Source organism: Lentzea sp. NPDC102401 (assembly GCF_044765805.1).
Classification (GTDB): Bacteria; Actinomycetota; Actinomycetes; order Mycobacteriales; family Pseudonocardiaceae; genus Lentzea; species Lentzea sokolovensis.
Map to the genome: position 1 here is coordinate 176,239 of NZ_JBIWKS010000003.1, position 25,773 is coordinate 202,011.

The 25,773-nt window shown below is 68.1% G+C and carries 26 protein-coding genes and 1 tRNA gene; 16 read left to right on the forward strand and 11 right to left on the reverse strand.

Annotated features, from left to right (window positions below; translation table 11 throughout):
• Nucleotides 1-99: 99 nt before the first annotated feature.
• Nucleotides 100-2,127 (reverse strand): SdrD B-like domain-containing protein, encoded by a 2,028-nt coding sequence (locus tag ACIRG5_RS11440; protein WP_402903566.1) that lies wholly within the window; start codon nt 2,125-2,127, stop codon nt 100-102.
• 477 nt (nt 2,128-2,604) lie between these two features.
• A complete protein-coding gene (locus ACIRG5_RS11445) occupies nt 2,605-5,133 on the reverse strand; it encodes an SdrD B-like domain-containing protein (protein WP_402903569.1) in 2,529 nt (842 codons plus the stop codon).
• A gap of 214 nt (nt 5,134-5,347) precedes the next feature.
• Here ACIRG5_RS11445 and ACIRG5_RS11450 point away from each other — a divergent pair, with 214 nt between their 5' ends.
• From ACIRG5_RS11450 to ACIRG5_RS11460, 3 genes are read left to right on the forward strand one after another with little or no spacing between them, the layout of a single operon-like run.
• A complete protein-coding gene (locus ACIRG5_RS11450) occupies nt 5,348-5,779 on the forward strand; it encodes a helix-turn-helix transcriptional regulator (protein WP_402903572.1) in 432 nt (143 codons plus the stop codon).
• A gap of 10 nt (nt 5,780-5,789) precedes the next feature.
• Nucleotides 5,790-6,200: a VOC family protein gene (locus tag ACIRG5_RS11455; protein ID WP_402903575.1), complete on the forward strand. Its 411-nt coding sequence runs from the start codon at nt 5,790-5,792 to the stop codon at nt 6,198-6,200.
• A 36-nt stretch (nt 6,201-6,236) separates the two neighbouring features.
• Entirely contained in the window at nt 6,237-6,551 is a 315-nt protein-coding gene (locus ACIRG5_RS11460) for a hypothetical protein (protein ID WP_402903578.1), read from the forward strand.
• Here ACIRG5_RS11460 and ACIRG5_RS11465 read toward each other — a convergent pair.
• The 4 genes from ACIRG5_RS11465 to ACIRG5_RS11480 all read right to left on the reverse strand — a co-directional run bounded on the left by ACIRG5_RS11465 (nt 6,548) and on the right by ACIRG5_RS11480 (nt 11,235).
• Nucleotides 6,548-7,444, reverse strand: coding sequence for a neutral zinc metallopeptidase (locus ACIRG5_RS11465; protein WP_402903580.1), 897 nt, complete (start codon nt 7,442-7,444; stop codon nt 6,548-6,550). The genes ACIRG5_RS11460 and ACIRG5_RS11465 overlap by 4 nt on opposite strands.
• 576 nt (nt 7,445-8,020) lie before the next feature.
• A complete protein-coding gene (locus tag ACIRG5_RS11470; protein WP_402903583.1) occupies nt 8,021-8,800 on the reverse strand; it encodes a hypothetical protein in 780 nt (259 codons plus the stop codon).
• A 55-nt stretch (nt 8,801-8,855) separates the two neighbouring features.
• Nucleotides 8,856-9,422, reverse strand: a complete 567-nt coding sequence (locus ACIRG5_RS11475) for a hypothetical protein (protein WP_402903586.1) — start codon at nt 9,420-9,422, stop codon at nt 8,856-8,858.
• A gap of 97 nt (nt 9,423-9,519) precedes the next feature.
• On the reverse strand, nt 9,520-11,235 hold the full coding sequence (locus ACIRG5_RS11480; RefSeq protein WP_402903589.1) for a bifunctional metallophosphatase/5'-nucleotidase: 1,716 nt from the start codon (nt 11,233-11,235) through the stop codon (nt 9,520-9,522).
• Nucleotides 11,236-11,399: 164 nt separating this feature from the next.
• Here ACIRG5_RS11480 and ACIRG5_RS11485 point away from each other — a divergent pair, with 164 nt between their 5' ends.
• The 3 genes from ACIRG5_RS11485 to ACIRG5_RS11495 all read left to right on the forward strand — a co-directional run bounded on the left by ACIRG5_RS11485 (nt 11,400) and on the right by ACIRG5_RS11495 (nt 12,428).
• Nucleotides 11,400-11,831, forward strand: a complete 432-nt coding sequence (locus ACIRG5_RS11485; protein ID WP_402904892.1) for a MarR family winged helix-turn-helix transcriptional regulator — start codon at nt 11,400-11,402, stop codon at nt 11,829-11,831.
• 28 nt (nt 11,832-11,859) lie between these two features.
• Nucleotides 11,860-11,944, forward strand: a tRNA-Ser gene (locus tag ACIRG5_RS11490).
• Nucleotides 11,945-11,972: 28 nt separating this feature from the next.
• Nucleotides 11,973-12,428 carry a hypothetical protein gene (locus ACIRG5_RS11495; protein WP_402903592.1) on the forward strand — a complete coding sequence of 152 codons (456 nt, stop codon included), beginning with the start codon at nt 11,973-11,975 and terminating at the stop codon, nt 12,426-12,428.
• A gap of 55 nt (nt 12,429-12,483) precedes the next feature.
• Here ACIRG5_RS11495 and ACIRG5_RS11500 read toward each other — a convergent pair whose 3' ends face one another.
• Nucleotides 12,484-13,995: a M28 family metallopeptidase gene (locus tag ACIRG5_RS11500; protein WP_402903595.1), complete on the reverse strand. Its 1,512-nt coding sequence runs from the start codon at nt 13,993-13,995 to the stop codon at nt 12,484-12,486.
• Nucleotides 13,996-14,073: 78 nt separating this feature from the next.
• Nucleotides 14,074-14,706, reverse strand: a complete 633-nt coding sequence (locus ACIRG5_RS11505; protein ID WP_402903598.1) for a GNAT family N-acetyltransferase — start codon at nt 14,704-14,706, stop codon at nt 14,074-14,076.
• A gap of 45 nt (nt 14,707-14,751) precedes the next feature.
• On the opposite strand from ACIRG5_RS11505, the gene ACIRG5_RS11510 reads away from it, so the two are divergent.
• A complete protein-coding gene (locus tag ACIRG5_RS11510; RefSeq protein WP_402903600.1) occupies nt 14,752-15,717 on the forward strand; it encodes an NAD(P)H-quinone oxidoreductase in 966 nt (321 codons plus the stop codon).
• On the opposite strand, the gene ACIRG5_RS11515 is transcribed toward ACIRG5_RS11510, so the two are convergent.
• On the reverse strand, nt 15,701-16,345 hold the full coding sequence (locus tag ACIRG5_RS11515) for a class I SAM-dependent methyltransferase (protein WP_402903603.1): 645 nt from the start codon (nt 16,343-16,345) through the stop codon (nt 15,701-15,703). The genes ACIRG5_RS11510 and ACIRG5_RS11515 overlap by 17 nt on opposite strands.
• A 17-nt stretch (nt 16,346-16,362) precedes the next feature.
• Complete coding sequence (locus ACIRG5_RS11520; RefSeq protein WP_319976199.1) at nt 16,363-17,562, reverse strand: cysteine desulfurase-like protein; 1,200 nt, start codon at nt 17,560-17,562, stop codon at nt 16,363-16,365.
• 81 nt (nt 17,563-17,643) lie between these two features.
• On the opposite strand from ACIRG5_RS11520, the gene ACIRG5_RS11525 reads away from it, so the two are divergent.
• The 9 genes from ACIRG5_RS11525 to ACIRG5_RS11565 all read left to right on the forward strand — a co-directional run bounded on the left by ACIRG5_RS11525 (nt 17,644) and on the right by ACIRG5_RS11565 (nt 24,978).
• Nucleotides 17,644-18,129, forward strand: coding sequence for a bacterial proteasome activator family protein (locus ACIRG5_RS11525; protein ID WP_402903606.1), 486 nt, complete (start codon nt 17,644-17,646; stop codon nt 18,127-18,129).
• Between the two features lie 56 nt (nt 18,130-18,185).
• Entirely contained in the window at nt 18,186-19,037 is an 852-nt protein-coding gene (locus tag ACIRG5_RS11530; RefSeq protein ID WP_402903609.1) for a class I SAM-dependent methyltransferase, read from the forward strand.
• Nucleotides 19,038-19,096: 59 nt separating this feature from the next.
• Entirely contained in the window at nt 19,097-20,011 is a 915-nt protein-coding gene (locus tag ACIRG5_RS11535) for an ABC transporter permease (protein WP_402903611.1), read from the forward strand.
• Nucleotides 20,012-20,028: 17 nt separating this feature from the next.
• Entirely contained in the window at nt 20,029-20,847 is an 819-nt protein-coding gene (locus tag ACIRG5_RS11540) for an ABC transporter ATP-binding protein (protein ID WP_093594700.1), read from the forward strand.
• 3 nt (nt 20,848-20,850) lie between these two features.
• Nucleotides 20,851-21,753, forward strand: coding sequence for a glycosyltransferase family 2 protein (locus ACIRG5_RS11545; RefSeq protein ID WP_319976202.1), 903 nt, complete (start codon nt 20,851-20,853; stop codon nt 21,751-21,753).
• A gap of 76 nt (nt 21,754-21,829) precedes the next feature.
• Nucleotides 21,830-22,024 (forward strand): hypothetical protein, encoded by a 195-nt coding sequence (locus tag ACIRG5_RS11550; protein ID WP_319976203.1) that lies wholly within the window; start codon nt 21,830-21,832, stop codon nt 22,022-22,024.
• Nucleotides 22,025-22,064: 40 nt separating this feature from the next.
• Nucleotides 22,065-23,294 carry an ABC transporter substrate-binding protein gene (locus ACIRG5_RS11555; protein ID WP_402903616.1) on the forward strand — a complete coding sequence of 410 codons (1,230 nt, stop codon included), beginning with the start codon at nt 22,065-22,067 and terminating at the stop codon, nt 23,292-23,294.
• Nucleotides 23,291-24,169 (forward strand): carbohydrate ABC transporter permease, encoded by an 879-nt coding sequence (locus tag ACIRG5_RS11560; RefSeq protein WP_402903619.1) that lies wholly within the window; start codon nt 23,291-23,293, stop codon nt 24,167-24,169. Before ACIRG5_RS11555 ends, ACIRG5_RS11560 begins: the two co-directional genes overlap by 4 nt.
• Nucleotides 24,166-24,978 carry a carbohydrate ABC transporter permease gene (locus ACIRG5_RS11565; RefSeq protein ID WP_402903622.1) on the forward strand — a complete coding sequence of 271 codons (813 nt, stop codon included), beginning with the start codon at nt 24,166-24,168 and terminating at the stop codon, nt 24,976-24,978. Before ACIRG5_RS11560 ends, ACIRG5_RS11565 begins: the two co-directional genes overlap by 4 nt.
• Here ACIRG5_RS11565 and ACIRG5_RS11570 read toward each other — a convergent pair whose 3' ends face one another.
• The gene (locus ACIRG5_RS11570; protein ID WP_402903625.1) at nt 24,979-25,722 is read right to left on the reverse strand and encodes a class I SAM-dependent methyltransferase; all 744 of its coding nucleotides are present in this window, start codon (nt 25,720-25,722) and stop codon (nt 24,979-24,981) included.
• Between the last annotated feature and the right edge of the window lie 51 nt (nt 25,723-25,773).

The following is a 25,773-nucleotide window of genomic DNA, read 5'->3' on the forward strand; positions in this document are numbered from 1 at the left end:
TAGCGACGCTAACACTCCACTCGGGACGGCGAAGTGTGGCGCTTATGACAGCAGGCCCGGCACTCAGCGTGAGTGCCGGGCCTGCTGGTGGACTTTCAGTTACGCCGTGCGACGCCGCCCTACAACGCTGGCGCCGAAGCCGAAGGCCACCAGCAGCGCGCCGACCAGGCCGAGGCCCAGCACGGACGCGCCGGTCTTGGCGAGAGCATCCCCTGTGCCGCCACCAACGGAACCGGCGACAGGGGTCGCGTCGGCACCACCGGGAGGCGGCTGCACGTCCGGCACGACGGGGAAGCCGCTGCGCGACTCACTGCCTGCTCGGACCTGCACGTGGCCACTCCACTCGCCCTCGAACTTCCACGGCCCGTCGACATGGGCCCAGAAGTCCCCGGCCGGCACCTTGTCGAAGCGCACGTTGCCCGTGGCGTCCGAGATCGTCCCGGCGACGTCCACGCCCAGCTCGCGATCGCGGAGCAGGAGCCGGGTGTTGGCGATGGCCTCACCGTCGTCGATCCGGAAGTTGCCGTTGCGGTCGTGGTAGAGCTCGCCGATCAGCGAGCCGAAGCCACCAGGAACGCGTGCGGTGTCGCCGGCGTTCGCACCATCCATGTTCCAACCGGCCTTCGGCGCAAAAGAGCACGAGGCGATGACGCTGCCGACGCCGAGCGCCGCAGCCGGCACCTTCTCGACCACGACGAACGTCTTGGTCTCACCGGGACCGACCGCCACCCCCAAGGTGTAGCGCAAGTCGCCCCAGCCCTCTGGCATGGGACGGCTGGGGGTGCCACCGAGGTGGTTCTCGTCGCCGACGCCGTTGCAGGCCGCCGTGATGCCGCTGATCTCCCGGTCACCCGAGTTGGTCAGAGTGATCGTGATCCTGGCATCCTCGTCGACCTGGTACACGTCCTTGTCGAGAGTCAGCGTCGCGCTGAGCGACTCGTGGTAGGGACGCTCACCGCGAGCCGTGAGGTGGACCGGTGCGCCCGGCTGCACGCGGACCTTCGAGTCCGTGCCATCCGAGTGCACGACCCAGCCATCGGCGAAGGTGTAGCCGACGTAGTAGTCACCCGACGGCAGGTCCTTGAACACGTAACGACCGTCCGCGTCCGTGGTGGTCTTGAAGTAGCCGTACGGCGCACCACCGTTGGTCTCGACCACGACGCCCGCGGCGGCCTCGCCCGCGTCCTGGTGTCCGTTGCGGTTCTTGTCGGTGTAGGCGAGTCCCGAGATCTCGCCCTTGGTCTGCACGACGGTGACTTCGCCCGAGAGTCCGCACTGGCACGGGTTCGGCCGGCCGTCCCACTCGATGGTGGTCGACGGCCGCACCTTGCCGTCCATGATGTTGCGGATCGGACCGGAGACCTGGAACGTGCGTGACTCGCCAGAGGCCATTTCGACACCGGCACCGCGCCAGCCGAAGTCGCCCCACTGCTCTTCAGCGGTCTCCACGGCGAACAGCGACCCCATCAGCTTGGCGTGCTGGGCGGTCTGACCACCGATGTTGGTGACGGTCGCCGTCATGCGGACCGTCTCGTGCGATTCGTAGCTCGACTTCTCGAACGTCAACGAGCCGCGCAGGTCGGCGGCGGACGTTCCCGGCTCCATGAAGTAAATGGCGCCGCCACCTGTGTCGGACTCCGGGACGTGCACCGGCATGCCGCCCTGGCCACCCCGCAGCTTCCAGGCGTTGTCGAACACACCCCAGTACTGCCCGGCCGGAATCCCGGTGAACACGATCTTGCCGTCCGGTCCGCTCACGAAGTCGGCGGCCTTGGTGCCGGTGGCCTGGTTCAGCACGGCGACCTTGAGACCGACGATCTCCTCACCCGGGTCGTCCCAGGAGTCGCCGTCCTTGTCGTGAATGAACTTGACCGTGAACTTGCCGACGGCGGCCTTGGGCGTCTCGACCGGCGCGACGGAAGTCTCGGTCGTCGGCTGAGTCGACTCGGTCGGCTGAGTCGACTCACCAGTCGGCGTGGAGGAGGGTGGTGCGGACTCGCTCGACGTCGGAGCGGGCTCCGTCGTCGGCGTGGACGTCTCCGTCGGCACCGGCGAGGTACTCGTCGGGTCGTCCTGCGCGAACGCGGCGGGCGTGCCGCCGAACGCCAAGACGACAGCCGTGGCCAAGGCGCCGGCTCTGAGCAGGGCGCGGCTGACCGATCTTTCAGACAATGGATCCCCCAAGAACCCCAAGTGATGATGGTCTGCGGACGTTCAAGCCCCCGCACGCGTCCAGCAGACTCGCGCAAGGTACCGGACGAACCGCACATCGAGGAAGACGTTCACAACGTCAACATTCCGCTCGTGACGTGACGTTGCGCATTCGGGCGCCCGGACGGGAGCGGTCGGTGTGACACGGAGTGCAACCTGCCATCAGAGGCTCTCCTGGAACCTCGCGATCGGCCGGTTCCCCAGGCTCCAACGGCTCGGTGAACGCGGTGAATCCTTTGTCCATCAAGCGAACCAGCAGATCGGGATCCGTCGCGACGCTGACGAGCGAGTGTGGCTGCACTTCCCGCCGCAGGCTGAACTCTGGCCCACGGTGCACGAACTCAGGCAGGGCGGGTGGCAGATCGACTGCTGTCCGCCCGGCCTGCTGTTGTGTCAAGAGGTCCTGCGGCGGCCTGCGACACGAGCGCCGAAGCCGAACGCCACCAGGAGCGCGGCGAGCGCGCCGAGTCCCAGCACGCTGGCGCCGGTCCTGGCGAGCGCCTTGCTCCCGCCGGAGTGCTGCTCGGCGGGTGGTGGCGTGGCGTGCGGGTCCGGCACGACGAAGAAGTCGCGTTGCACGACCTCGTCGAGCCTGACGTCCACGTGGCCGGTTTCGCCCTCGAACTTCCACGGCCCGTCGATCCCTGCCCAGAACTCACCGGTCGGCATGCGGTCGAACCGCACGGTCCCGTCGGAGTCGGAGAGCGTGTCGGCGACCTGCAGGCCGTACTCCCTGTCGGTGAGCAGCAGAACCCGGACGCCTGCGAGAGCCTCGCCAGGGTCGACGACCCCGTTGTTGTTGCGGTCATGCGCGACCCTGCCCTTCACCGCACCCACCCCGACGAGAACGTCGGCCAGGTCGAGGGACCACGCGCCGTCGGTGTTGAACTTGGCGTTCGGCGCGAAAGCGCAGCCCACGGCCACCTTCTGCTTGAAACGCGTGTAGGCGGGCACCGGCTCGATAACGGTGATCGTCTTCGTCTCTCCTGGAACGAGCGTCACGCCCTTGGCGTCCGTGCGGAGGTCGCCCCAGCCCTCCGGCATGCGCCCGCGGAGTCCACCGAGTTGATCTTGATGGCTGAGCGGGTTGCACCTCGCCTGGACGCCGCTGATCTCGCGATCGGAGACGTTCTTCAGCGTGATCACGACCTTGGCGATCTCACCGACCATGTAGGTGTCCTTCTCGAACACCATCTTCGCGTTGATCAACTCGTCGTACGGACGATCCGCGCGCACGGTGAGCCGGGCGGGTGCCCCTGGCTCCACCCAGATCGACTCCGGGTTGGCCTCATCGTGCACGAGCCACCCGTCCGCCAGCGTGTAGCTGATCCAGTACTCGCCGGACGGCGCGTCCTTGAAGGTGAAGGCGCCGTTCGCGTCCGTCGTGGTCGTGAGGTAGTCGAACGACGGACCGCCGTTGGCCTCCACCACGACATCAGGCGCGGCCTCGCCCGGATCCTGCCGCCCGTTGCCGTTCTTGTCGGTGTAGACCACGCCGATGATCTCGCCACGGGTCTCCACGACCTCGGCCTCGCCGCGGAAGCCGCTGTCATGGGTCTCCTGCCGCCCCAGGAAGGACACGTCACCCTCGACCACCAGCTTGCCGTCCTGCAGGTCGCTGATCCTGCCCGTGACGCTGAACGTGCGGGACTCCCCTGGTGCGAGTCGCACGACGGAGTGGCTCGACCGCGCGAGATCGCCCCACTCGTCCTCGGGAACGTCCAACCCGCGGAGCAGCACACCGACCCGATCGGCGGAGTTGCCGCCGACGTTCGTGATCGTCAGGTCCAGGCTGACCGACTCGTGCGACTCGTAACGCTGCTTTCCAAGCTTGACCGAGGCGCGCACATCCGCAGGACTCACGCGCTTCAGGAACCCGTAGTCGAAGCCGCCCTGCTCGGTGATCTCCACCCGCTCCTGGCCTGAGTCGCGAAGTGCCCATCCCCCGAGGACCACCGCCCGGTAGACACCGGGTTCGACGCCGGGGAACTCGATCCTTCCGTCCGCGCCGCTCGTGCCCTCGGAAACCCAGCCCTCTCGCGGGTCCACCAGCGCGACCGTCACATCGCTGATGGCCTCTTCGCCGTCGACGCGGCCGTCCGCGTTCTTGTCGTCGCCGACCACCATCGCAAAGTTGGTGCTGCTGGAGACCGTCGCGACGGCCCGAGCCCACGCGCCGCCGTTCCAGTCGGGGTTCGGCCCGAAGACGCAGTCGAGCGTGACTCTGCCCGCCTTGCCGGCACCCCGCGGGACCTCCTCCTCGACCTTGATCGTGCGCCGCTCACCTGCTTCGAGCGAAACACCGTTGGTCGTCAGCACGTTCCAGTTCTTGCCGCGGCCGAGCGCATAAGGATGGCTCTGGTGGTCGCACCGAGCCCGAATGTTGCTGATCTTGTTCTTCGTGTTGTTGGTGAGGGTCAGCGTGACCGTCGCCGTGGCCGGGAGGCGGTAGCCGTCGCGGTCGAGCGTCGCGGTCGCGGAGAGCTGTTCGCTGTACGGCCGTTCCCCGCGAGCCACGACCTGGGCGGTCTTGCCCGCTTCGACCGTGATCGGGTCGCCGTCCGCCCCGACGGTGTGCACGGTCCACTCGTCGTCCAGCAGGTAGTCCGGGCGGTAGACGCCGGGCGGGAGGTCCTGAAGGGTGAACCGGCCCTCCCCGTCGACGGTCGCGCGGTGGTCGGTGCCGGCGATCACGACAGCGGTGCCGGCAGCCGCCTCCCCCGCGTCCTGCTGCCTGTTGCCGTTCTTGTCCAGGTAGACGACACCGGAGATGCTGCCGGTGGCCGCCGCCACTGTGACTGGAGGTGGCGGCGTCGCTTCCGAGGATGGCGGCGGTGGCGTTGTTGCCGTTGGCAGTGCGCTCGTAGGCTCGTCCTGCGCGAACGCGGCGGTGCTGAACGTCAGCACCGCGACGGTGGTCAACGCGCCGATTCTGAGCACGGCACGACTGATCGATCTTCCGGACAACGGTCCCCCCGAGTCCCCAGTGATGTGCGGAAACTACCGCAGGCTCACGCCGCCCGAAAGGGTCGATGAGGTGGGAAAACGCGTTCAAAATTCCTTTCGGATGAGGGCAACCGGAAAGGTTGGGAAAGCGTGAGCATCGCGGGGGCTCGTCTGCGCTCACGGCGGTGGCATGCTGGCGTTCGTGACGCCGGAGGACCTCGCGCACCTGCGCCGGGCACGTGACCTGATGGACCGCGAGTACGCGCGGCCGTTGGACGTGCCCGCGATGGCCCGTGCCGCGCTGATGTCGCCGTCGCACTTCGCCCGCCAGTTCCGCGCGGCCTACGGCGAGACGCCGTACGGGTACCTGATGACGCGGCGGATCGAGCGGGCCAAGGCGTTGCTGCGGCTCGGAACGCTGTCGGTGACCGAGGTCTGCGTCGAGGTCGGGTGCACCTCGCTCGGCTCGTTCTCCGCGCGGTTCACCGAACTGGTCGGGGAAACGCCGTCGGCCTACCGGGCACGTGCCCATGATTCGCTGGCCGCGGTGCCCGGATGTCATTTGATGGGGCTGACGAGACCGAGCAGATTTCGAGAAGCGACGCGTTCGCGGCGTGCCTAGGGTTTCGCCCATGAAGCTCTCGCACACGTTCCTCTTCGTCCACGACCAGGACGCGGCGCTGAAGTTCTACCGCGACGTCGTCGGACTCGAAGTGCGCACCGACGACTCCGTCGAGGACTACCGCTGGCTCACCGTCGGGCCCGCAGGCCAGCCGGACGTCGAGATCGGCCTGTCGCACATCGGGCCGCCGGTCCCGCCGACCGACTACGAGGCGCTGCACGCGTTGCTGGCCAAGGGATCGCTGCACGGCGTCATCTTCGAGATCGACGACGTGGACGCGAAGTTCGAGCAGGTGCGCTCGGCCGGCGCCGAGGTGCTGCAGGAACCGGTCGACCAGTTCTACGGCGTTCGCGACTGCGCGTTCCGCGACCCGTCCGGCAACATGATCCGCTTCTCGACGCCGCGGTCCGTCCAGCCGTAAAGCGCTTCCGGTTCTCTCGCCGGACGTGCTTCAGCAGTGCCTTCAGGTGTTCTCAGAGACAAGATCGAACTGGCCCACCTCAGCTACACGATCACCGGCATCGACATCTCCGCTGAAGCCATCTCGCACGCCGGTTCGCAGCGGTTCCTGGCCGACCTGGCCGCCGCCACACCGGTTCTCGTCATCGACTACGGCTGCACGGCCGAGTCGTTGCTGCCTTCGCTGCCGGGCGAGGTGCGCATGTCGTTCGGGGGCGTGGACTGCGTCGCCGTGAACGACTACGAAGTGGCATCGGGGCGGCTGCTGACGACAGGTGGCGCACCGATCCGGTACGCCACCTGTGTCACCTAGCCCAGGTTGTTCGTGTCGAACGTGTTGCAGCGGGCGGGGTCGCCCGTCTGCAGCCCGGTCGTGAACCACTTCTGCCGCTGCGCCGAGCTGCCGTGGCTGAACTTGGTCGTGTCGACCCGCCCGCCGCCGAGTTCGCTCTGGATGAAGTCGTCACCGATGCGCGACGCCGCGTCGAGGGCGGCGTTCACGTCCTCCTGGGTGATGTTCGAGATGAGGGGCTGGCCGTTGGCGCTCGGCACCGTCGTCGCGGCCTTGCCCCAGGCGCCCGCGTAGCAGTCGGCCTGCAGTTCGAGGCGCACCGACCCCGAGGTGGGACCGGTCTCCCTGCCGACCCGGTCCGAGGTGCCGAGCAGGTTCTGCACGTGGTGGCCGTACTCGTGGGCGAGCACGTAGGCCTCGACGAACGGGCCGCCGGTCGCGCCGAACTTCGTCCGCAGCTCGTTGAAGAAGTCCAGGTCGATGTACACCTGGGAGTCCGCGGGGCAGTAGAACGGGCCGACCGCGGAGGTGGCGTTGCCGCAGCGGGTGTTCACGCTGTTGCGGAAGAAGTTGGTCTTGGTGACCACGTAGGTGTTGCCCGAGCGGGCGAACTGGTCGGTCCAGAAGCCCTGGATCGAGTTGATCGTGGCCACGACCCGGCAGTCGCTGTCGCGGTTCGCGTCAGCGCCGGTCTTGCACTTCTCGAGCAGCTGACCGGACTCGACCTGGGTGTTGTTGCCCATGCCCTCGAGCCCGCCCGCCGGCAGCTGGATGCCGGTGAACTGCTGGATCAGGAAGTAGACGATCAGGCCGACCACGCCGAGGCCACCGCCGACGCCGGCCACACGGCCGCCCACGCCTCGTTGGTCCGACACCTGCGAGAGGTCGAGTTCCGCGCCTTCGTTGAACTGCACCGCATCCTCCTGCCAAGGACCCCATGGGTGCCGCAAACGATAAAGCACGAAACATGCCTTGGTGCGGAGCCCGACGTCGGGGCACCGCACCAAGGCTTTCCCATTTGGAAGTGACGACTACGGCCCACGAAGGTTGGCGTGGCGCTCAGCCGGTGACGCCATGAGACGACACCGAAGCCGAGCTCAACAGCGTCGAAGTGCACTGAGCGACGCCTGATGGCGCCTGGGCACCCGAAACCTCGTGTCCGTCGCTACACAGTCGCGACCGGACCGGTCACGTCCAGTCCGCTCGCGGGGATGCGACAGACCGCGTTTCGCCACAGCGAGGAGATACCTGCACAGCACCACCTACCCCTTCTGGGCGTGGCCTCCGGGTGGTCTTGTTCATTCACCTGCCGGTTGCCAGCTCGTTATCGACTATGCGCTTGATCGCCGCATTTCTCAACACCTCACACCAAACCTGAATTGGTGAAGTCGGACGGGTGACCTGCGGAGATCGACACTGCAGACAGCAATCGCCCGGCGAGAGAATCTCTCGCCGGGCGATTGGGGAAAACGATCAGATATTGATCAGGATCACGCCTTGGTGATTCGGCGCGCACCGCGGCGGGCCATCACGCCCGCGGTCATCAGGCCGAGACCCACCAGCAGGAACTCGAGCGGGTCGGCGCCCGTCTTCGACAGGTTCGGGATGAGCGCCGAGGCGCGCTGCGAGGCCTTGTCACCGGTCTGCGGGGTGCCGGCGCCGGAGTCGTCGCCCGTGTTGCCGCTGCCGGAGTTGTCGCCGCCGTTGCCGCCGTTGTTGCCGCCGTTGTCGTTGCCGCCGCCGGGGTTGCCGTTGCCGGGGTTCTCGTTGCCAGGGTTCTCGGGGTTCTCGCCCGGCTGCTCGGGCTGCTCGGGCTGCTCCGGCTGTTCGGGCTGCTCCGGCTGCTCGGGGGCCTCGGTCTTGCCGCAGTCGCCGCTCGCGGTGCCGAGCACCGCCGCGCTGGTGCCGCAGACCGTCACCGGGGCCTCGACGGTGCCGTTGGGCTCCTTCGGCTTGGTCTCGCCGCAGCTGCCGTTGCCACCGCCGGCGACGCCGACCGAGTTGCCGCACACCGTGACGGGCGCGGAGACGAGGGCCTTGTCGGCCTGGGTGCGCGCGGCGGGCTGCTCCTCGCAGGTGGCGTCGCTGTTGCCCAGGACGTTGATCGCGTTGCCGCAGACCTTGACCGGGACGCTCACGAGGTTGCCGACGCGGACCTCGTCGTCGATGTTGAGCGGCACGGGGATGGCCTGGGCCCATCCGGCGGACGCGACCATCAGGCCGCCGGTCAGCAGGGCCGCGGACATGGTGCGGTTGAGGTTCTTGCGCATGACTGTTCTCCCTGGAATGTGGTGACGGATCCCTGTGCTGGTGCGGCACGGGGGATCAGTCGGGAGAGAACGTCGGTTCCTCCGCGCGCACGGTGCGCGGCACGTCCTGCTGTTCTGTGCTGACGAGAGACGCTGTGGTGGTGGGCGGCCGCATCGCGTGCGGCACCGTGCCCGCCGGGATCTGGGTGCTCGTGGCCGAACCCGCGCCGCTCTGCGGGAGCGTGCCGGGCACCGGCTGCTCGGCCTGCGGTTGCGGCTGGTGCGGGACGGGCACGGGGTTCGTGGGGCGCGTCGTCACCGTCGTCGGCTGTGGTGCCGCGTGCTGCTGCTGGGGAGCCTCGGCCTGAACGGGCGCCTCGACCGGACGCGCCGGCGTCGGCGGTGCCGCGGGTGGTTCCGGAGGCTCGACGCGCGGGTCCGGCTTCGGCGGGACGGGCGCTTCGGGTTGCTGCTGCGGCCTGGTCTCGACCTTGAGACCGATGTCGACGACGGGGAGTTTCACCTCGACCCTGAGCTGGTCGATCTCTACCCGGACGTCGGCGTTCGCCTCCCCTGCGGTGCCCAGCAGCCAGGCGCCGGTCACCAGACCGGCGAGCAGCAGGAGCCGACGCAACCACGACATCGGCCCTCACCCTAGATCAAATGGAGCAATCAGGCATGCGAAAAAGGCCATCCCGGCGACTTCCGTCGCCGGGATGGCCTTCAGCTGCGTTCTGCGGTTACGGCAGCTGCGTGATGCGGTCGAGCGCGGGAGGTGCCTGGTTCGGGTGCGCCGAGAGGTACGCGGAGAACGCGTCCAGGTCGATGCCACCACCGGTGATGTTCGTGCCCTTGGTGAACTCGCTGAAGCCGTCACCACCGCCCTGCAGGAAGCTGTTGATCGTCACGCGGTAGCTCGCGTTCGGGTCGAGCGGGACACCGTTGAGCATGACGTTCGAGACCTTCGAACCGAACGGCGCTTCCTTCGACCAGCTGTACTTCAGGCCCGCGGACGGCTGAAGCACGAACGTCCTGGCCGCGGTGAACTGCTGCTCCAGCACGGTCTGGATGTTCGCTCCGGTCAGCGTGACCGTCTGCAGGATGTTGCCGAACGGCTGGACGGTGAACGTCTCGCCGTAGGTGACCACGCCGTTGCCCTCACCCGCGGGCGAGCTTGCGTACGTGAGGTCCGAACGCACACCACCGGGGTTCATCAGCGCGAGCACCGCGCCGTTGCTCTTGGTGAGCTCCAGCTGCGAGTCGGCGATCAGGTTGCCGAGCGGCGACTCACCGGCGGCGTTCTGCAGCTTCAGGATGTCGGCGCTGATCGTGCCGACCTGCCGGTTCGCAATCGGGGCGGACTTCGTCTTGGCCAGGTCGATGATCGACTGGATAGCCGGGTCCGGCGTCACGGTGCGGGTGACGATCTTGTTGTCGGCCTTGGTCTCGCCGCGGACCACGTCGCGCGTCCGGCGGTCGATCTTGAGGTCGACGACGCTGAGCTCACGGCCGAAGGCCAGGCCCTCGATGAACGGCCGCGGGTTGCCGGCCGGGTCCTTGACCACGCAGTTGTAGTGCTGGTGGCTGTGGCCGGAGAAGACCGCGTCGATCTTCGGGCTGACCTGCGTGGCGATGACGCTGCCGGGGTTGTTCGCGGCCACGTTGCACGCGTTGGGCCCGCCACCGGTCGAGGTGACCTGGTCGCCCTGGTGCACGAGCAGCACGATCGACTTGATGCCGATCGCGTCGAGGAGGTTGGCGTACTTGTTCGCCGCCTTCACCTCGTCACCGAACTTGAGCTCCTTGATGCCGTTCGGGTCGACCAGGATCGGCACGTCCTTGAGCGGCATGCCGATGAAGCCGATCGGAATCCCGTCGCGGATCTCCACCCAGAACGGCGGCAGAGCCGGAAGCCCGTGCTTCGCGTCCGTGACGTTCGCACCGAGGATCGGGAAGTTCGCGCCCTTGTACTTCTCGCTGAACTGGCAGCCGTCCACGGGGTGGCAGCCACCGCGCTGCATGCGCAGAAGCTCCTTGTAGCCCTCGTCGAACTCGTGGTTGCCCGCCGCGGTCGCGTCCATGCCGACCTTGTTGAGCACCTCGATCGTCGGCTCGTCGTGGAACAGCGCGGACACGATCGGCGACGCGCCGATCAGGTCGCCCTGCCCGACGATGACGGAGTTCTTGACCTCCTTCTGGAGGTTCTTGATGTGCGTGGCGTTGAAGGCGGCGCCACCGGCGTCGACGGTCGTGCCGTCCGGCAGGATGACGCGCCCGGACGACCCGGTGGGCGGCTCGATGTTGCCGTGCAGGTCGTTGATGCCGATCAGGCGCACGTCAACCGTGCCCCGACCGCGCAGTGACTGGGCATCGGCCTGGGCAGGCCCAGTGGAGCTGATGACAGTGGCCGCGGCGGCGGTGATCGCCAGAACGGAAAGCCGTCTGAACGAACTCATGCGTGGAGCCTTTCGATGGCGTGGTTAACGCGCGTGTACGGCGGAGGAGTCTGCCTTCCGAAGGCCACGTTTTCCAGAGCAATGACTGGATCGTCATGCTCAGGACTAACCTTGTTCCCGTGACACCAAGTGAGCAGGAGCCGCACTGGCTCGACGAGGGCGAGATGCGCGCCTGGCGCACCTACGTGAACGGTTCGTCCATGCTCATGGACCGCCTGCACCGAGAGCTGCAGGACACCCACGGAGTGTCACTGGCGGACTACGAGATTCTGGTCAGACTGTCGGAACAACCGAACCGGCGCATGCGAATGACGCAGCTCGCCGAAGACGTCGCCTCCTCGAAGTCACGCGTCTCCCACCAGGTCGCGCGCATGGAGAAGGCCGGCCTGGTCTCCCGCCGCGAGTGCACAGAGGACGGACGAGGCGTGCTGGCCGAACTGACCTCCGCCGGCATGGCGCAGCTGGTCGCGGCCGCCCCCACCCACCTGAGCGGGGTCCGGGAGCACATCGTCGACCTGATCACGCCCGAGGAGGGCGAGGTGCTGGCCAAGGTGTTCGACCGGGTCATGACACACCTGCGGGAGTCGAACGGCTAGGCTTTACCGCTGACGCCGGTGGCGTCGGGGAAGCGTGGCAGAGCGGCCGAATGCACCCGCCTTGAAAGCGGGAGACGGGCAACCGTCCGGGGGTTCAAATCCCTCCGCTTCCGCAAGTGATCGTTTGGTATTAGTCGCGGCATGCAGACGCAGGTGTGGCCCGCGATCCTTTCTCTGGTCGGAGTGCTGTTCGGCGGCGGTCTGTCCTTTCTGGTGCAGACGACCGTGCAGCGTCGCGTCGAACGCAACGAACAAAGCAAACTGGCCGCTGAGCGTGCCGATGCGCGGCGGGTGGAGCAGTTGGAGCTGTTACGGCAGTTCATCCGGGCCGGGCAGCAGGCCGAGCGGGCGGCCGAGGATCGGGACGACACGGCTGTCTGGAGGACGGCGGCCCTTGATGTCGTCGACGAGCTCTGGGTGTGCGAGCGGATGATCCACGTGCTGTTCGCCTCGTCGTTGCACGAGTTGGCGCGTGCGTACGTCAAGGCTCTCGATCACGTTCTCTGGCAGGAACCCGTCAGCGGCTCGCTGTGGGACCACCTCAAGGGGCCCAAGATCGCGTTTCTCGCCGCGGCGCGGGACGAGTTGAGCCGCTGAACGGGACGGCGGCGGCGCCCGAAGGCACCGCCGCCGTCACCGAGCGATCAGCGGACTACGAGACGGCCAGGTGCGTGTGGTCGTCGTGCGACGCGGTCTTCATGAGCGCCGCGGACTTGCGGGCCTCGGCGCGCTTCGCACGTGGCGGCACGCCGTTGACGTCCTCGGTCGAGACGCCGTAGGCCGCGGTCACGAACGCGATGGCGCCCGCGTTGCGGCCGAGGGCGACTCGGTCGATGTTGCCGAGGTTGTCGCACTTCGAGTGGTAGCACGGGTCGTAGGCGACGCCTGCCGTGCCGCCCCACTTGGCTGCCTGGGCCGCGGTCTTGACGCCCTCGGCGCCGGTGAACAAACCACCCGCCGGGATGCCCTGCGCGATGAACTCGCCGTAGTCGGAGCGGCCCGAGAAGTCGGTGCCTTCGGTGGGGACGCCCTTGGCGGTGAAGTAGTCGGCGAAGGCCTTTTCGATCTGGGCCGAGCCGTACGGGCCGGGGCCCGCGCCCGTGGCGTCGGAGTCGTCGCCGTCGTAGATGAAGTAGGCGGCGTTCGGGGAGCCGACCATGTCGAAGTTCAGGTACAGCGCGATGTCGAGCTGCTGTTCGAACGTCTGCTGGCGGACCCATTCCTCGGAGCCGATCAGGCCGCGCTCTTCAGCACCCCACCAGGCGAACCGGATCGCGTTGTCGACCTTCGGGCGGGAGCCGAGCTGCAGGGCGGTTTCGAGCAGTGCCGCGGAGCCGGAGCCGTTGTCGTTGATGCCGGGGCCCACTTCGACGCTGTCGAGGTGCGAGCCGGCCATGACGACGTTGTTCTTGCGGCCGGTGCGGGTCTCGGCGATGACGTTGCGCTGGGTGCGGCTCTCGGTGTGGAAGCGGAAGTCCACGGTGATCTGGGAGCCCGCCTTGCCGGCGAGCGTGGTGCCGTCGGCCTGGGAGACGCCGGCGGTCGGGATCTTGCCGGGGTTGGTCAGCGTCACGTTCGACAGCGGGCCAGCGACGTTGTTCGACACCAGGACGGCGATGGCGCCGGCGGCGAACGCGTTGAGGTGCTTCTGCTCGAACGTGCAGGCGCCCCGGCGGATCAGGGCCACCGAGCCGGTGAAGTCCTGGCCCGCGAAGTCGCTGGCCTCGCAGCCGGGGGTGGCGTCCTCCGGGACCACGCGCAGCGGGCCGGTGATGCCGCCGGCCGGGGTCTGCGGCGAGGCGGTCAGGATCAGCGCCTGGTAGTTCACGCCGTCCACGCGGGCGGTTTCGGCGTCAGTCACCGGGATGTCGAAGGTGAAGTTCGGCGTCGTGACGATGAAGCCCTCGTCGCGGAGCTTGCCCGCCACGTAGTCGACGCTGGCGTCGTAGCCCGCGGTGAGGGCCGCGCGGTTGCCGCCGTTGCGGTCGGCGAGGCGCTGGAACGCGATCAGGTGCCGGTTGACACCCTCGACGGTCACCTTCTTCGCGAGCTTCTTGGCGAGTGCGGGGCCTGCCGGGTCAGCGGCGGCGGACGCCGTGGCGGTAGGGGCTGCGACTAGTGCCGAGATGGCAAGCACAGTCGCCAGCTTGGTTCTGCCGGACATGAACGTTCCCCTTCGTTCGAGATGGCTGAACCCTCACAAAAGGGAGACCCACGACACAATCCGTCGGTCGGCGGGAGTTCAGCTGGTGATCAGCCGAACACACTCCGCTAGTCCATCAACGGTGACCTTCCACTCCGGTCGCACGAAGTTCGCCTCGTCCAGACGCAATCGCACGTGCTCAAGGCGTTCGCCGCGCGGCGCTGCGCCGATCGTGCCGTCGTGCACGTAACCGAGCTTGGCGCTCACACGGTTGGACGCGTGGTTTCCCTGCCAAGCCGCCGAACGAGCGATGTGCGCGCCCAGGTGGTCGAACGCGAACTGCAGCACGGCGATCCGCATCTCGGTGCCGAAACCGCTGCCCTGGAACTCCCTGCCGAGCCACGAGCCGGTGCCCACCTCGCGCAGCACGCCGAAGTCGCGCGCGCCGACGTCCTGCACGCCGATCGCCCTGCCCTCGTGCCGGACGATGAAGCTGATCACCCAGTCGTTCGCGGCGAACTTCGCGCGCTGACCCCAGAAGTGCTGGAGCAGGCCGAGCCCGCGGTCTTCGGGAAGCGTGTCGGTCCACGGCACGTAGAACGGCATCTCGGCCGGGTCGTGCACGCCCGCGAGTGCCACGTCGATGAGCTCGAACAGCCCGGAGTCGTCGTCCGGGCGCAGCTCCAGGCGCGGGGTGCGGAGGACCAGATGTCGTAGCGGCCAGGCGTCCATGATCCGATGGTGCCGGACGTGTCGAACGGTATTACGGTCGGTTGCATGCGTGCCATCACTGTTCGCGAACCCGGCGGCCCGGACGTGCTCGAGTGGACCGAGGTCGTAGACCCGGTGCCGGGCGAGGGCGAGGTGCTGATCGACGTCGCCGCGAGCGCGGTCAACCGCGCGGACCTGTTGCAGCGGCAGGGTTTGTACCCGCCGCCGCCCGGCGCGTCGGACATCATCGGGCTGGAGTGCTCCGGCACGATCTCCCAGCTCGGCGAGGGCGTGACCGGCTGGAACGTCGGTGACGAGGTGTGCGCGCTGCTCGCCGGCGGTGGCTACGCGGAGAAGGTCGTCGTGCCCGCGGCCCAGCTGCTGCCCGTACCGAAGGGCGTCGACGTCGTCACGGCGGCCGCGTTGCCCGAGGTCGCGTGCACGGTCTGGTCGAACGTCGTGATGGACGGCCGGCTGAAGCTCGGCGAGACGTTCCTGGTGCACGGCGGCGCGGGTGGCATCGGCACGCACGCCATCCAGGTCGCCAAGGCGCTCGGCGCGACCGTCGCGGTCACGGCCGGATCCGACGAGCGACTCGCGAAGTGCGCCGAGCTCGGCGCGGACATCACGGTCAACTACAAGACCCAGGACTTCGTGGCCGAGGTGAAGAGCGCGGACGTCGTCCTCGACAACATGGGCGCCTCCTACCTCCCCCGCAACATCGACGTCCTCGCCCCCGACGGCCGGTTGATGATCATCGGCATGCAGGGCGGCGTGAAGGGTGAGCTGCCGATCGGCAAGCTGCTCGCGAAACGGGCGTCGGTGATGGCGACCGGGTTGCGCGGCCGCAGCGTCGACAGCAAGGGCGCGATCGTGGCGCAGGTCCGCGAGCACCTGTGGCCGTTGATCGAGAGCGGCGCGGTCAAGCCGATCGTCGGCCAGGTGGTGCCGATGTCGGACGCCGCGCAGGCGCATCGCCTGTTGGAGGCCAGCGACGTCTTCGGGAAGGTCCTGCTCAGGCGGGAACGGTAGCCGTGGCCAGCGAGGTCCGGGGAGCCGTGCGGAACTCCAGCCCGAACTCCTCGGACCACCGCGCCAGCACCGCCTGTTCGTCCGGCCGGTCGACGTCGTCGGCCAGCACCGTCGCCCCTGGTGCCAGCACGGCACGCAGCACGGGCAACGCCGGATAGCGCGAGTCACCGAACCCCGGCCCGTCGACCAGCAGCAGGTCCACCAGCCCGAACCGCTCGACGTACCCGAGCACTTCGTCGTGCACCTGCTGCGGCGCGTACCACTGGCCGTGCCGCGGCAGCGCCGCCGGATGCCGCGACAACGGCGCGTGCACGACGCGGGCGACCGAGCCCAGGCCTTCACGTCGTAGTTGCGAGGCGACGAAAGCAGCCATGCGTTCGTCGTGCTCGATCGACAACAGGTGCCCGAAACCGCGCTGCTGCAACAAACGCGCCAGCAGGACCGAAGAAGAGCCGCAGCCCAGTTCCACCAGGACGGTCCGCGCGCCGAGCACGATCTCGTCCATCACCGCGACGAGCGCGGCCGGGCGCAGGTCGCCGGACAGGACCGGCAGGTACTCGGTGTTCAGCGAACCGATGCGGTGCAGGGCCGAGAGATCAGCGAGCTCGCGGGCGAGCGAGTCGTCCAAGAATGATCTCCAAGCTCTCAGCCCAGTTCGGCCACCGCCCGCACCAGGTCGTCCATCTCGACGGCGTTCGTGTAGTGCGCGAGCCCGATGCGGATGGCGCCGCCGATCTCGCCGACACCCAGCACCGAGAACACCCCGTACTGGCCGGGATCGGCGAACGCGCAGACGCCCCGCGAAGCGAGGTGTTCGACGCCGTCCTCCGCCTTGACCCCGGCGATCGAGAACGCCAGCGCGGGCACCCGCCGCATGGCGTCGCCGATCACCATCACGTGTCGCAGCGAACGCAGTTCGTTGATGAGATTAGCGAGCAGCCCGGCCTGGTAGGCCTTCACCGATCCCAACGACGTGAGCAACCGCTCACGGCGCGTGCCGGACGCCGCGTCGTCGAGGTCCGCGAGGTACTCGACGGATGCAACGAGACCGGCGAGCATCGGGTACGCGTGCGGACCGAGCTCCAGCCGTTCCGGGCCACGCGCCATCGGGTCGACCGAGACCGACGGCAGCCGTTCCAGCACCGACGGGTCGCGGAACACGAGCGCGCCGACCGGCGGACCGCCCCACTGACCGGCGGAGAGAGCCACGACGTCAGCGCCCATGCCAACGATGTCCAACGGCACGAAAGGCGCCGCGGCGGAGGCGTCGACCACCATCAACGACCCGTGCGCGCGAGCCACCGCGGAGATCTTGGCGAGGTCCGGGCGGGTGCCGACCACGCCGGACGCCGCCGTGATGGCGATCAGCTTCGTGCGGTCGGTGACCAGCTCGTCGAACTGCCAGCTCGGCAGCTCGCAGGTCTCGATGTCGATCTCCGCCCATTTGACCGCGCTGCCGGTGCGCTGGGTGGCCCGCAGCCACGGCGCGATGTTCGCCGGGTGGTCCAAACGGGAAACCAGGACCTCGTCGCCCATGAACCAGTCGTCGGTCATCGCGTCGGCGAGACGTTGCAGCAGCACAGCGGAGGAGGGTCCGAGCACGACACCGGCGGGATCGGCCCCGACGAGGTCCGCGACGGACCTGCGGGCGGCGTCCACGATGCCCTGGGCCCGCTGGGAGGCCGGGAAGATGCCACCGGGTCCGGAGACCGGGGCGCGCAGCGCGGTGGAGACGGCGGTGGCGACCTGTTCGGGCACCTGCATGCCGGCCGGTGCGTCGAGATGGACCCAGCCGTCGCCGAGCGCGGGGAAGAGCCCTCGTACCCGTGCGACGTCGAACGCCATGACACACACCGTACGTATGCGAGCAAACACAGCAACGACCAGCCCCACCCGCTTTAGGGTCGAAACGCGAATCACGCGAGGATGGAGACCATGAACCAGGAGCAGCCCGTCGTAATCGTCGGCGGACAGGACGGCGACATCGCCGACCTCGTCGAACAGCCGGCCAAGGTCATGCGGATCGGCACGATGATCAAGCAGCTGCTGGAGGAGGTCCGGGCGGCGCCTCTGGACGAGGCCAGCCGCAACCGTCTCAAGGAGATCCACAAGCGGTCCATCGAGGAGCTCGAGGACGGCCTGGCGCCGGAGCTGCGCGAGGAGCTGGAGCGGCTGTCGCTGCCGTTCACCGAGGACGGCACCCCGTCCGACGCGGAGCTGCGGATCGCGCAGGCTCAGCTCGTCGGCTGGCTGGAGGGCCTGTTCCACGGCATCCAGACGGCGCTGTTCGCCCAGCAGATGGCGGCCCGCGCCCAGCTGGAGCAGATGCGCGGCCGTGCTCTGCCCGCCGGCAGCGGTGGCGAGGGCGCCGAGGGTGGCATCACGGGCAAAGGCACCGGCCAGTACCTCTAGCCGGGACACCTGGGGGTGGTTCTACGATGCGCTGAACTTCCTGGAGAGGAGCCATCGTGCTCGAGCAGGTGCGCCGTGCCCTGTCGGCGAAGCAACTGCGCCACAAGATGCGTGTGAAGGCGATCGAGATCGTGGCGGACGCCGTGGCCCCCATCCGCGCGCAGGTCGACGAGCTGCAACGTCAGGTGGACGACCTGGGCAAGCAGGTGCGCGACGAGATCCGGCACCAGGGCGACCGGGCCGTGGACCAGGCCCGTCAGCTGGAGATCCGCACGCGTCGCGACCTGGTGTTCGCGGGTGAGCAGGAGGCGGCGCTGCAAAGTGCCAGGTTCGTGCGCGACAACATGCCGCACGCTCCTCAGTTCGGCCACCCGCACGAGACGCTGGAGCACGCGCTGACGCTTGCCCCGGAGGGCGGGCTCGCGCTGGAGTTCGGCGTCTACCAGGGCACCACGCTGAAGATCATCGCTACCGCGCGCGGCGGCGAGGGCGTCTTCGGCTTCGACTCGTTCGAGGGCCTGCCGGAGAACTGGCGCAACGGCTTCCCCGCCGGCGCGTTCAACGTCGACGGCCTGCCGGAGGTGCCGGGCGCGGAGCTCGTCGTCGGCTGGTTCGACGAGGTGCTGCCGGAGTTCCTGGAGAAGAACGAGGGTCCCGTCACGTTCCTGCACGTGGACTGCGACCTCTACTCCTCCACGAAGACCGTGCTGGAACTGGTCGGCCCGCGCCTGGTCGAGGGCAGCGTCGTCCACTTCGACGAGTACTTCAACTTCCCGGGCTGGATGGAACACGAGCACAAGGCGTGGACCGAGTACGTCGAGCAGACCGGGATCGAGTTCAGCTACGAAGCGTTCACCTACGACAACGAGCAGGTGACCGTGCGGGTGACCAAGATCCCCGCCCGTTGACCACTCCGTGACGTACCGGCGTCCAGGTCCGATCTGAGACGCCGGTACGCTCAGTCCTCGTGCAAGCCACCAGTACCCTCGACCACCCCGAGGCGCCGCCTGCCGTCTCCTCGCGCAGCTTCAAGCGCGCGTTCGCCGATGTGCGTGAGGCATGGGACCACCGCGAGCTGTGGGGCCACCTCGGCTGGCAGGACATCAAGCAGCGCTATCGGCGATCGGTCATAGGTCCGTTGTGGATCACGATCTCGATGGGCACGACCGCCCTCGCGCTCGGCTTGTTGTACTCCGTGCTGTTCGACACGAACGTTCCGACGTTCCTCCCGTACGTCACGGTCGGCTTCATCGTCTGGAACTTCATCCTCGGCTGCATCACCGAGGGCACCGACGTGTTCATCGCGAACGAGGGGCTCATCAAGCACCTCCCCGCGCCGATCACCGTCCACGTGATGCGCATGGTGTGGCGCCAGGTGCTGTTCCTGCTGCACAACCTCGCCGTCTACGCGGTCGTGCTGGCGATCTTCTTCACCTCGCTCAACCACCAGTACACGATCAGCGACGGCGGTCCCGTCCATCCGGGTCTGAGCTGGACCATCGTGCTCGCGATCCCCGGTTTCGCACTGCTCGCGCTCAACGCGGTGTGGGTCGCGCTGGCGTTCGGCGTCATCAGCACCCGCTTCCGCGACATCCCGCCGGTCGTGACCAGCTTCATCAACCTGGTCTTCTTCATGACGCCGATCGTCTGGGACGCGGGCGTGCTGCAGAAGGTCACCGGCGGTGGCAGCAACGACTGGCGCATCCTGATCGCCGAGCTCAACCCCGTGTACCACTTCGTCGAGATCGTCCGCGCCCCGCTGCTCGGCCACGCGGTCGACTGGCACCACTGGGCGATCGTCGGCGGCTTCACCGTGGCCGGCTGGGCGCTCGCGATGGTCATCCTGCGCAACTACCGCGCCCGCGTTTCCTACTGGGTCTAAAGGAGGTCGGCTAAACCATGGTCAGCATCGACGTCTGGAACGCATCGGTCGACTTCCCGATCTTCGACGCCAAGTCGAGGTCGCTGAAGAAGCTCGCGTTCGGCAAGGTCGGCGGCAAGATCGGCTCCGAGGGCCGTGTCCCGATCATCGAGGCGCTGCACGACATCTCGTTGTCGCTCAAGGACGGCGCGCGCGTCGGCCTGGTCGGCCACAACGGCGCCGGCAAGTCCACGCTGCTGCGCCTGCTGGCGGGCATCTACGAGCCGACGCGCGGCCAGTCGCGCATCGTCGGCAAGGTGGCGCCGGTCTTCGACCTCGGCGTCGGCATGGACCCGGAGATCTCCGGCTACGAGAACATCATGATCCGGGGCCTGTTCCTCGGCATGACCCGCAAGCAGATGGAAAAGCGCGTCGACGACATCTCGGAGTTCACCGAGCTCGGTGACTACCTGCAGATGCCGCTGCGCACCTACTCGACCGGTATGCGCGTGCGGCTCGCGCTCGGCGTGGTCACCTCGATCGACCCCGAGATCCTGCTGCTCGACGAGGGCATCGGCGCGGTCGACGCGGCGTTCATGGCGAAGGCCCGCGACCGTCTCAAGGACCTCGTGGCCCGCTCCGGCCTGCTGGTGTTCGCGAACCACTCCGACGAAACGCTGCTGGACTTCTGCGACAGCGCGATCTGGATGGACGAGGGCCGTGTCAAAATGCACGGCGGTCTCCGCGAGGTGCTCACCGAGTACAAGGGCTTCGACCCGTTCGAGCGGATGAGCACCGACCAGCTGGCCAGGCTCGGCTACTCCACTCCCGTCCTCAGCGGAAACGGCGGCGAATAGACAGTGAACCTCGAGGCACTGCCCAAGGGCTCCGTCGTCGCGGTGGTGGTCACCCGCCACCGCAGGGAGCTGCTGGCCGAGTCGCTGAAGGCGCTGGCCACCCAGACTCGCGTCCCCGACCACCTCGTCGTGGTCGACAACGGCCCTGACCAGCCGGTCAACGACCTGGTCGAGCAGTGCCCGCTGCCCACTACGTACCTCGCGTCGCACCGCAACCTCGGTGGCGCGGGCGGTTTCGCGCTCGGCATCCTGCACGCGCTCTCGCTGGGCGCGGACTGGGTGTGGCTGGCCGACGACGACGGCCGCCCGGCCGACGAGAACGTGCTGGCCGTCCTGCTCGAAGAGGCCGAGCGCCGCAACCTCGCCGAGATCTCGCCGGTCGTCACGAACATCGAGAATCCGGACAAGCTCGCGTTCCCGATGCGCCGCGGCCTCACGTGGAAGCGCTCGGCCGCCGACCTCGGCACCGACTTCCTGCCGGGCATCGCCTCGCTGTTCAACGGCGCCCTGTTCCGCGCCACGACGCTCGACGTCGTCGGCGTGCCGGACTACCGCCTGTTCTTCCGCGGCGACGAGGTCGAGGTCCACCGCCGCCTGGTGCGCAGCGGGCTGCCGTTCGGCACCTCGCTCAAGGTCGCCTACGTGCACCCCGACGGCTCGGACGAGTTCAAGCCGATGCTGGGTGGCCGGTTCCACGCGCAGGACCCGGAGAACCAGATCAAGCGGTACTACACCTACCGCAACCGCGGGTACCTGCTGTCGCAGCCGGGCATGCGCAAGCTGGGCGCGCTCGAGGTGTTCCGCTTCGGCCTGTACTTCCTCGCGGTGAAGAAGGACCCGAAGGCGTTCGTCGAGTGGCTGAAGCTCGTGCGCCTCGGTCAGCGGGAGCGCTTCTTCCGCAAGTGACGTGATCTGCCGAGGGCGGAATCGCTGCGAGCGGAACCGCCCTCGGCACGGCACCGGAACGCGGTTTGCTGAACGCATGAGCCGACTCGTGCTGTTCCTCGCCGCCAATCCGAACCCCATCAGCCTCACGGTCACCGACGAGACGCGCGACGACCTCGCGCCCCGGCTGACCCAGATCGTCCGAAACGGCCACACGCAGCCGATCCCGGCCCCGGACGGCCGTGAGTACGTCGTGAACTTCTCCAACGTCGTGGTCGCACACTTCGAGTAACCGCTCGCGCACCCGAGGTGATCGGAGTAAGACGGGATGAGTGATCTCCCGACGCAGACTTCTCTCCCTGGCCGGCGCGAGCGCACTGCTCGCGGCGTGCGGTTCGAACACCGGCAGGGACGGCAACGGCCAGGCCCTCAAGCAGTGGTACCACGCGTACGGCGAGCCCGGCGTCCAGCAGGCGGTGGAGCGCTACGCCAAGGCGTTCACCAAGACCCCGGTCGACGTGCAGTGGAACCCCGGCGACTACGACTCCAAGCTCGCGACGAGCCTGCTGTCCGACGGCGGACCGGACGTCTTCGAGTCCACCCCGCAGATCAGCTCGGTCCGTGCGGGCCAGCTGGTGCCGCTCGACGACGTCTTCGGCGACGCCAGGAGCGACTTCACCGACTCGATTCTCGCGACGCACACCGTCGACGGGAAGCTCTACGGCGTTCCGCAGGCCGTGGACATGCAGATGCTCTTCTACCGCAAGAGCTTCCTGCAGCAGGCCGGGGTCCAGCCACCGTCCACTGTGGATGAGCTGATCGACGCGTCCCGGCGCCTCACGAAGGACGGGGTGAAGGGACTCTTCGCCGGCAACGACGGTGGTGGCGGCGTGCTCGGCGGGCCCGCGCTGTGGTCGGCCGGGCTGGACTACGTGCGCGACCACCAGGTCGGGTTCGACGATCCCGTTGCGGCGCAGGCGATCGGCAAGCTCCGCGAGCTCTACTCCAGCGGCAGCCTGCTGCTCGGCGCGGTGAAGGACTGGGCGGAGCCGGACGCGTTCACCCAGGGGCTGGTCGCCATGCAGTGGACCGGGTTGTGGACCGTGCCCGCGATCCAGAAGGCGCTGGGCGACGACTTCGGCGTGCTGCCGTTTCCGAAGTTGAGCGCTTCGGGCAAGGCCAGCGTGCCGGTCGGGGCGTTCGGCGCGATGATCAACGCCAGGTCGAAGCGGATCGACGAGGCCAAGGAGTTCGTGAAGTGGCTGTGGATCGAGCGGACCGACTACCAGGAGGACTTCAACCTCAGCTACGGCTTCCACATCCCGCCGCGCAGGAGCATCTCGGAGAAGGCCTCGAAGCTGACCACGGGTGCGGCGGCTGACGCGGTGAAATTCGTGCGGGACAACGCGAAGGCGTCCAACCCGCCGGACTGGACCTCGGTCATGCGGACCGCGTTCAACGACGCCGTGTCGCGGGTCGTGCGGGACGGCGCTCCGGCCGACGCCGAGCTCAAGGCCGCCGCGGACAAGGCACGGGACGAGCTGAAGCGCCTGTACGGATGAGGCACGGACGCGCGTTCTGGTTGTTCGTCGGACCGTTCGCGGCAGGACTGCTCGTGTTCGTCTACGTGCCGATCGGGTGGAGCCTGCTGCTGTCGTTCTTCGACGCCCGCAACACGGTGACGCCCACATCGTTCGTCGGCCCGCGCAACTACGCGGACATGCTGACCGACGAGCCGTTCCTGCGGAGCCTCGGCACGTTCAGCGTGTTCGCGGTGTTCATCGTGCCGCTGACGTTCGTGCTCGCGCTGGCGCTGGCGTTGCTGGTGAACCAGATCAGCTTCATGAAGGCGTTCTTCCGGTCGGTGTTCTTCCTGCCGACGGCCTGCTCGTACGTGGTGGCGTCGCTGGTGTGGAAGCTGTCGATCTTCAACGGCGTGCGCTTCGGCCTCGCGAACACGGTGCTGGGGTGGTTCGGCGCCGAACCGATCGCGTGGACGGTGTCGACGTCGCCGCCCTGGTACTGGCTGGTGCTCGTGACGTTGCGGCTGTGGCTGCAGCTCGGGTTCTACCTGATCCTGTTCATCGCCGGACTGCAACGGATTCCGCAGCACCTCTACGAGGCCGCGTGGATCGACGGCGCGTCACGCGGCTGGCAGACCGTGCGGTACATCACCCTGCCGCAGCTGCGCACGACGTCGATCGCGGTGCTGTTGTTGCTGCTCATCGCCGCGTACCAGGCGTTCGACGAGTTCTACAACGTGCTGGGCACCGACCGCGGCTACCCGCCGTTCGCGCGGCCGCCGTTGATCTACCTCTACTACACGGCGCTCGGGTCCGGCGGGCAGGACTTCGGGCACGGCAGCGCGGGCGCGGTGATCCTCACCTTGTTGATCGCGGGCGTGACGTTGTTGCAGGGCAGGGTGATCACGCGATGAAGGCCGTCCGGTACCTGGCGCTGTCGCTGGCGGCGGTGCTGTTCCTGATCCCGTTCTACCTGGTGCTGCGCAACGGCTTGGCGACCGAGCAGGAGATCACCGCGCCGGCGTGGACGTTCTGGCCCAGCGAGATCCACTGGGAGAACTTCGCCGCGCTGTTCGGCAACCCGGCCGTGCCGATGGTGCGCAGCATGGTCAACTCGCTGGTCGTCGCGGTGCTGCAGACGGCAGGGCAGCTGTTGCTGTGCGGACTGGCGGGGTACGGCCTCGCGCGGATTCCGTACCGGTACTCGAACTTCGTGCTGTACCTGGTGATCGCGACGCTGATGATCCCGGCCGCGGTCACGTTCGTGCCGACGTTCGTGGTCGTCTCGACGCTGGGCTGGGTGTCCGATCTACGCGGGCTGGTGATCCCTGGGTTGTTCAGCGGGTTCACCACGTTCCTGTTCCGGCAGTACTTCCTGAACTTCCCTCGCGAGCTCGAAGAGGCCGCGCGGATCGACGGGCTCGGTCACTGGGGCACCTACTGGCGGGTCGTCGTGCCGAACTCGAAGGGGTTCTTCGCGGCGCTCGGTGTGATCGCGTTCGTGACCAGCTGGAACCAGTTCCTCTGGCCGTTGGTGATCGCGCAGGACCAGGACTCGTGGACCGTGCAGGTGGCGCTGTCCACGTTCCTGACCTCGCAGTCGATCGACGTCACGCAGCTGTTCCTGGCGGCCGCCGTCTCCATCACGCCACTCGTGGTGGTTTTCGTCGCGTTGCAACGGTTCCTGGTGCGTGGCGTGACGGAGACGGGGATCAAGGACTGATCAGTGGGCGACCAGCAGGAAGATGCTCGGGCCGAACCTCATCCTGGCCAGCGCGGGCTGGGCCGCCTTCTCCAGGCCGAGCAGCACGCGGTGTGGCACGACCCTCTTCAACGCGCCCGACCGCAGGTTCGACACCGAGAGCGAACGCACGACCCGCAGTCCGGTGTCGGAGAGTTGCCTGATCACGGTGTCGAGGTTGTGGTTGACGAACGGGATCTCGTCGTCGTGCCGGTTCTCCGGTGACCGGATGTCCACGGGCTCGGCGGGAACTCCCCTGCCGAGCCGGCGCAGGCGGTTGCGGGCGTGCCCGAGGTTGGCGACCTCGATGACGGCGACACCCTCCGGGGCGAGGACCCTGGCGATCTCGGCCAGTTCCGCGGTCGGGTCCGGTAGGTGATGCATGACCCGGATCATCGTCACCAGGTCGATCGAGCCCGTCGCGAACGGCAGCCGCGCGGCCTGCGCCTGCACCCGCTCGATCCCCTTGCCGAGGAACCTCGCCGCGAGGTCGAGCTGACGGCTGCTCGGCTCGGCCAGCGTCACGTGGTCCGCGTACCTCGGCAGCAACGCGGTGATGCGGCCGTAGCCCCCGCCCACGTCCACCGCGCGTGCGAAGTGCCGGCCGGTCAGCAGCCGGTCGATCGCGATGCGCTCGGCGTCGTGCTCGTACTCGCGGCCCTTCCAGTAGCCCAGGTAGTCGTGGGCCGGTCCGTCGTAGAAATCTGCTCTCTTGACATCCCCCATGCATCCCGGACGTCCGACCACGAGGTGAGGTTGCGCAGCAAAAAAGGCCCC

Excerpts from the sequence above, each read along its gene's own strand:
- ACIRG5_RS11565 (WP_402903622.1), top strand. The coding sequence starts at position 24,166 with ATGAAGGCCGTCCGGTACCTGGCGCTGTCGCTGGCGGCGGTGCTGTTC.
- ACIRG5_RS11510 (WP_402903600.1), top strand. The coding sequence starts at position 14,752 with ATGCGTGCCATCACTGTTCGCGAACCCGGCGGCCCGGACGTGCTCGAG.
- ACIRG5_RS11470 (WP_402903583.1), bottom strand. The coding sequence starts at position 8,800 with ATGCGCAAGAACCTCAACCGCACCATGTCCGCGGCCCTGCTGACCGGC.
- ACIRG5_RS11570 (WP_402903625.1), bottom strand. The coding sequence starts at position 25,722 with ATGGGGGATGTCAAGAGAGCAGATTTCTACGACGGACCGGCCCACGAC.
- ACIRG5_RS11560 (WP_402903619.1), top strand. The coding sequence starts at position 23,291 with ATGAGGCACGGACGCGCGTTCTGGTTGTTCGTCGGACCGTTCGCGGCA.
- ACIRG5_RS11505 (WP_402903598.1), bottom strand. The coding sequence starts at position 14,706 with ATGGACGCCTGGCCGCTACGACATCTGGTCCTCCGCACCCCGCGCCTG.
- ACIRG5_RS11480 (WP_402903589.1), bottom strand. The coding sequence starts at position 11,235 with ATGAGTTCGTTCAGACGGCTTTCCGTTCTGGCGATCACCGCCGCCGCG.
- ACIRG5_RS11485 (WP_402904892.1), top strand. The coding sequence starts at position 11,400 with ATGCGCGCCTGGCGCACCTACGTGAACGGTTCGTCCATGCTCATGGAC.
- ACIRG5_RS11520 (WP_319976199.1), bottom strand. The coding sequence starts at position 17,562 with ATGGCGTTCGACGTCGCACGGGTACGAGGGCTCTTCCCCGCGCTCGGC.
- ACIRG5_RS11455 (WP_402903575.1), top strand. The coding sequence starts at position 5,790 with ATGAAGCTCTCGCACACGTTCCTCTTCGTCCACGACCAGGACGCGGCG.
- ACIRG5_RS11525 (WP_402903606.1), top strand. The coding sequence starts at position 17,644 with ATGGAGACCATGAACCAGGAGCAGCCCGTCGTAATCGTCGGCGGACAG.
- ACIRG5_RS11540 (WP_093594700.1), top strand. The coding sequence starts at position 20,029 with ATGGTCAGCATCGACGTCTGGAACGCATCGGTCGACTTCCCGATCTTC.
- ACIRG5_RS11550 (WP_319976203.1), top strand. The coding sequence starts at position 21,830 with ATGAGCCGACTCGTGCTGTTCCTCGCCGCCAATCCGAACCCCATCAGC.
- ACIRG5_RS11500 (WP_402903595.1), bottom strand. The coding sequence starts at position 13,995 with ATGTCCGGCAGAACCAAGCTGGCGACTGTGCTTGCCATCTCGGCACTA.
- ACIRG5_RS11495 (WP_402903592.1), top strand. The coding sequence starts at position 11,973 with ATGCAGACGCAGGTGTGGCCCGCGATCCTTTCTCTGGTCGGAGTGCTG.
- ACIRG5_RS11475 (WP_402903586.1), bottom strand. The coding sequence starts at position 9,422 with ATGTCGTGGTTGCGTCGGCTCCTGCTGCTCGCCGGTCTGGTGACCGGC.
- ACIRG5_RS11450 (WP_402903572.1), top strand. The coding sequence starts at position 5,348 with ATGCTGGCGTTCGTGACGCCGGAGGACCTCGCGCACCTGCGCCGGGCA.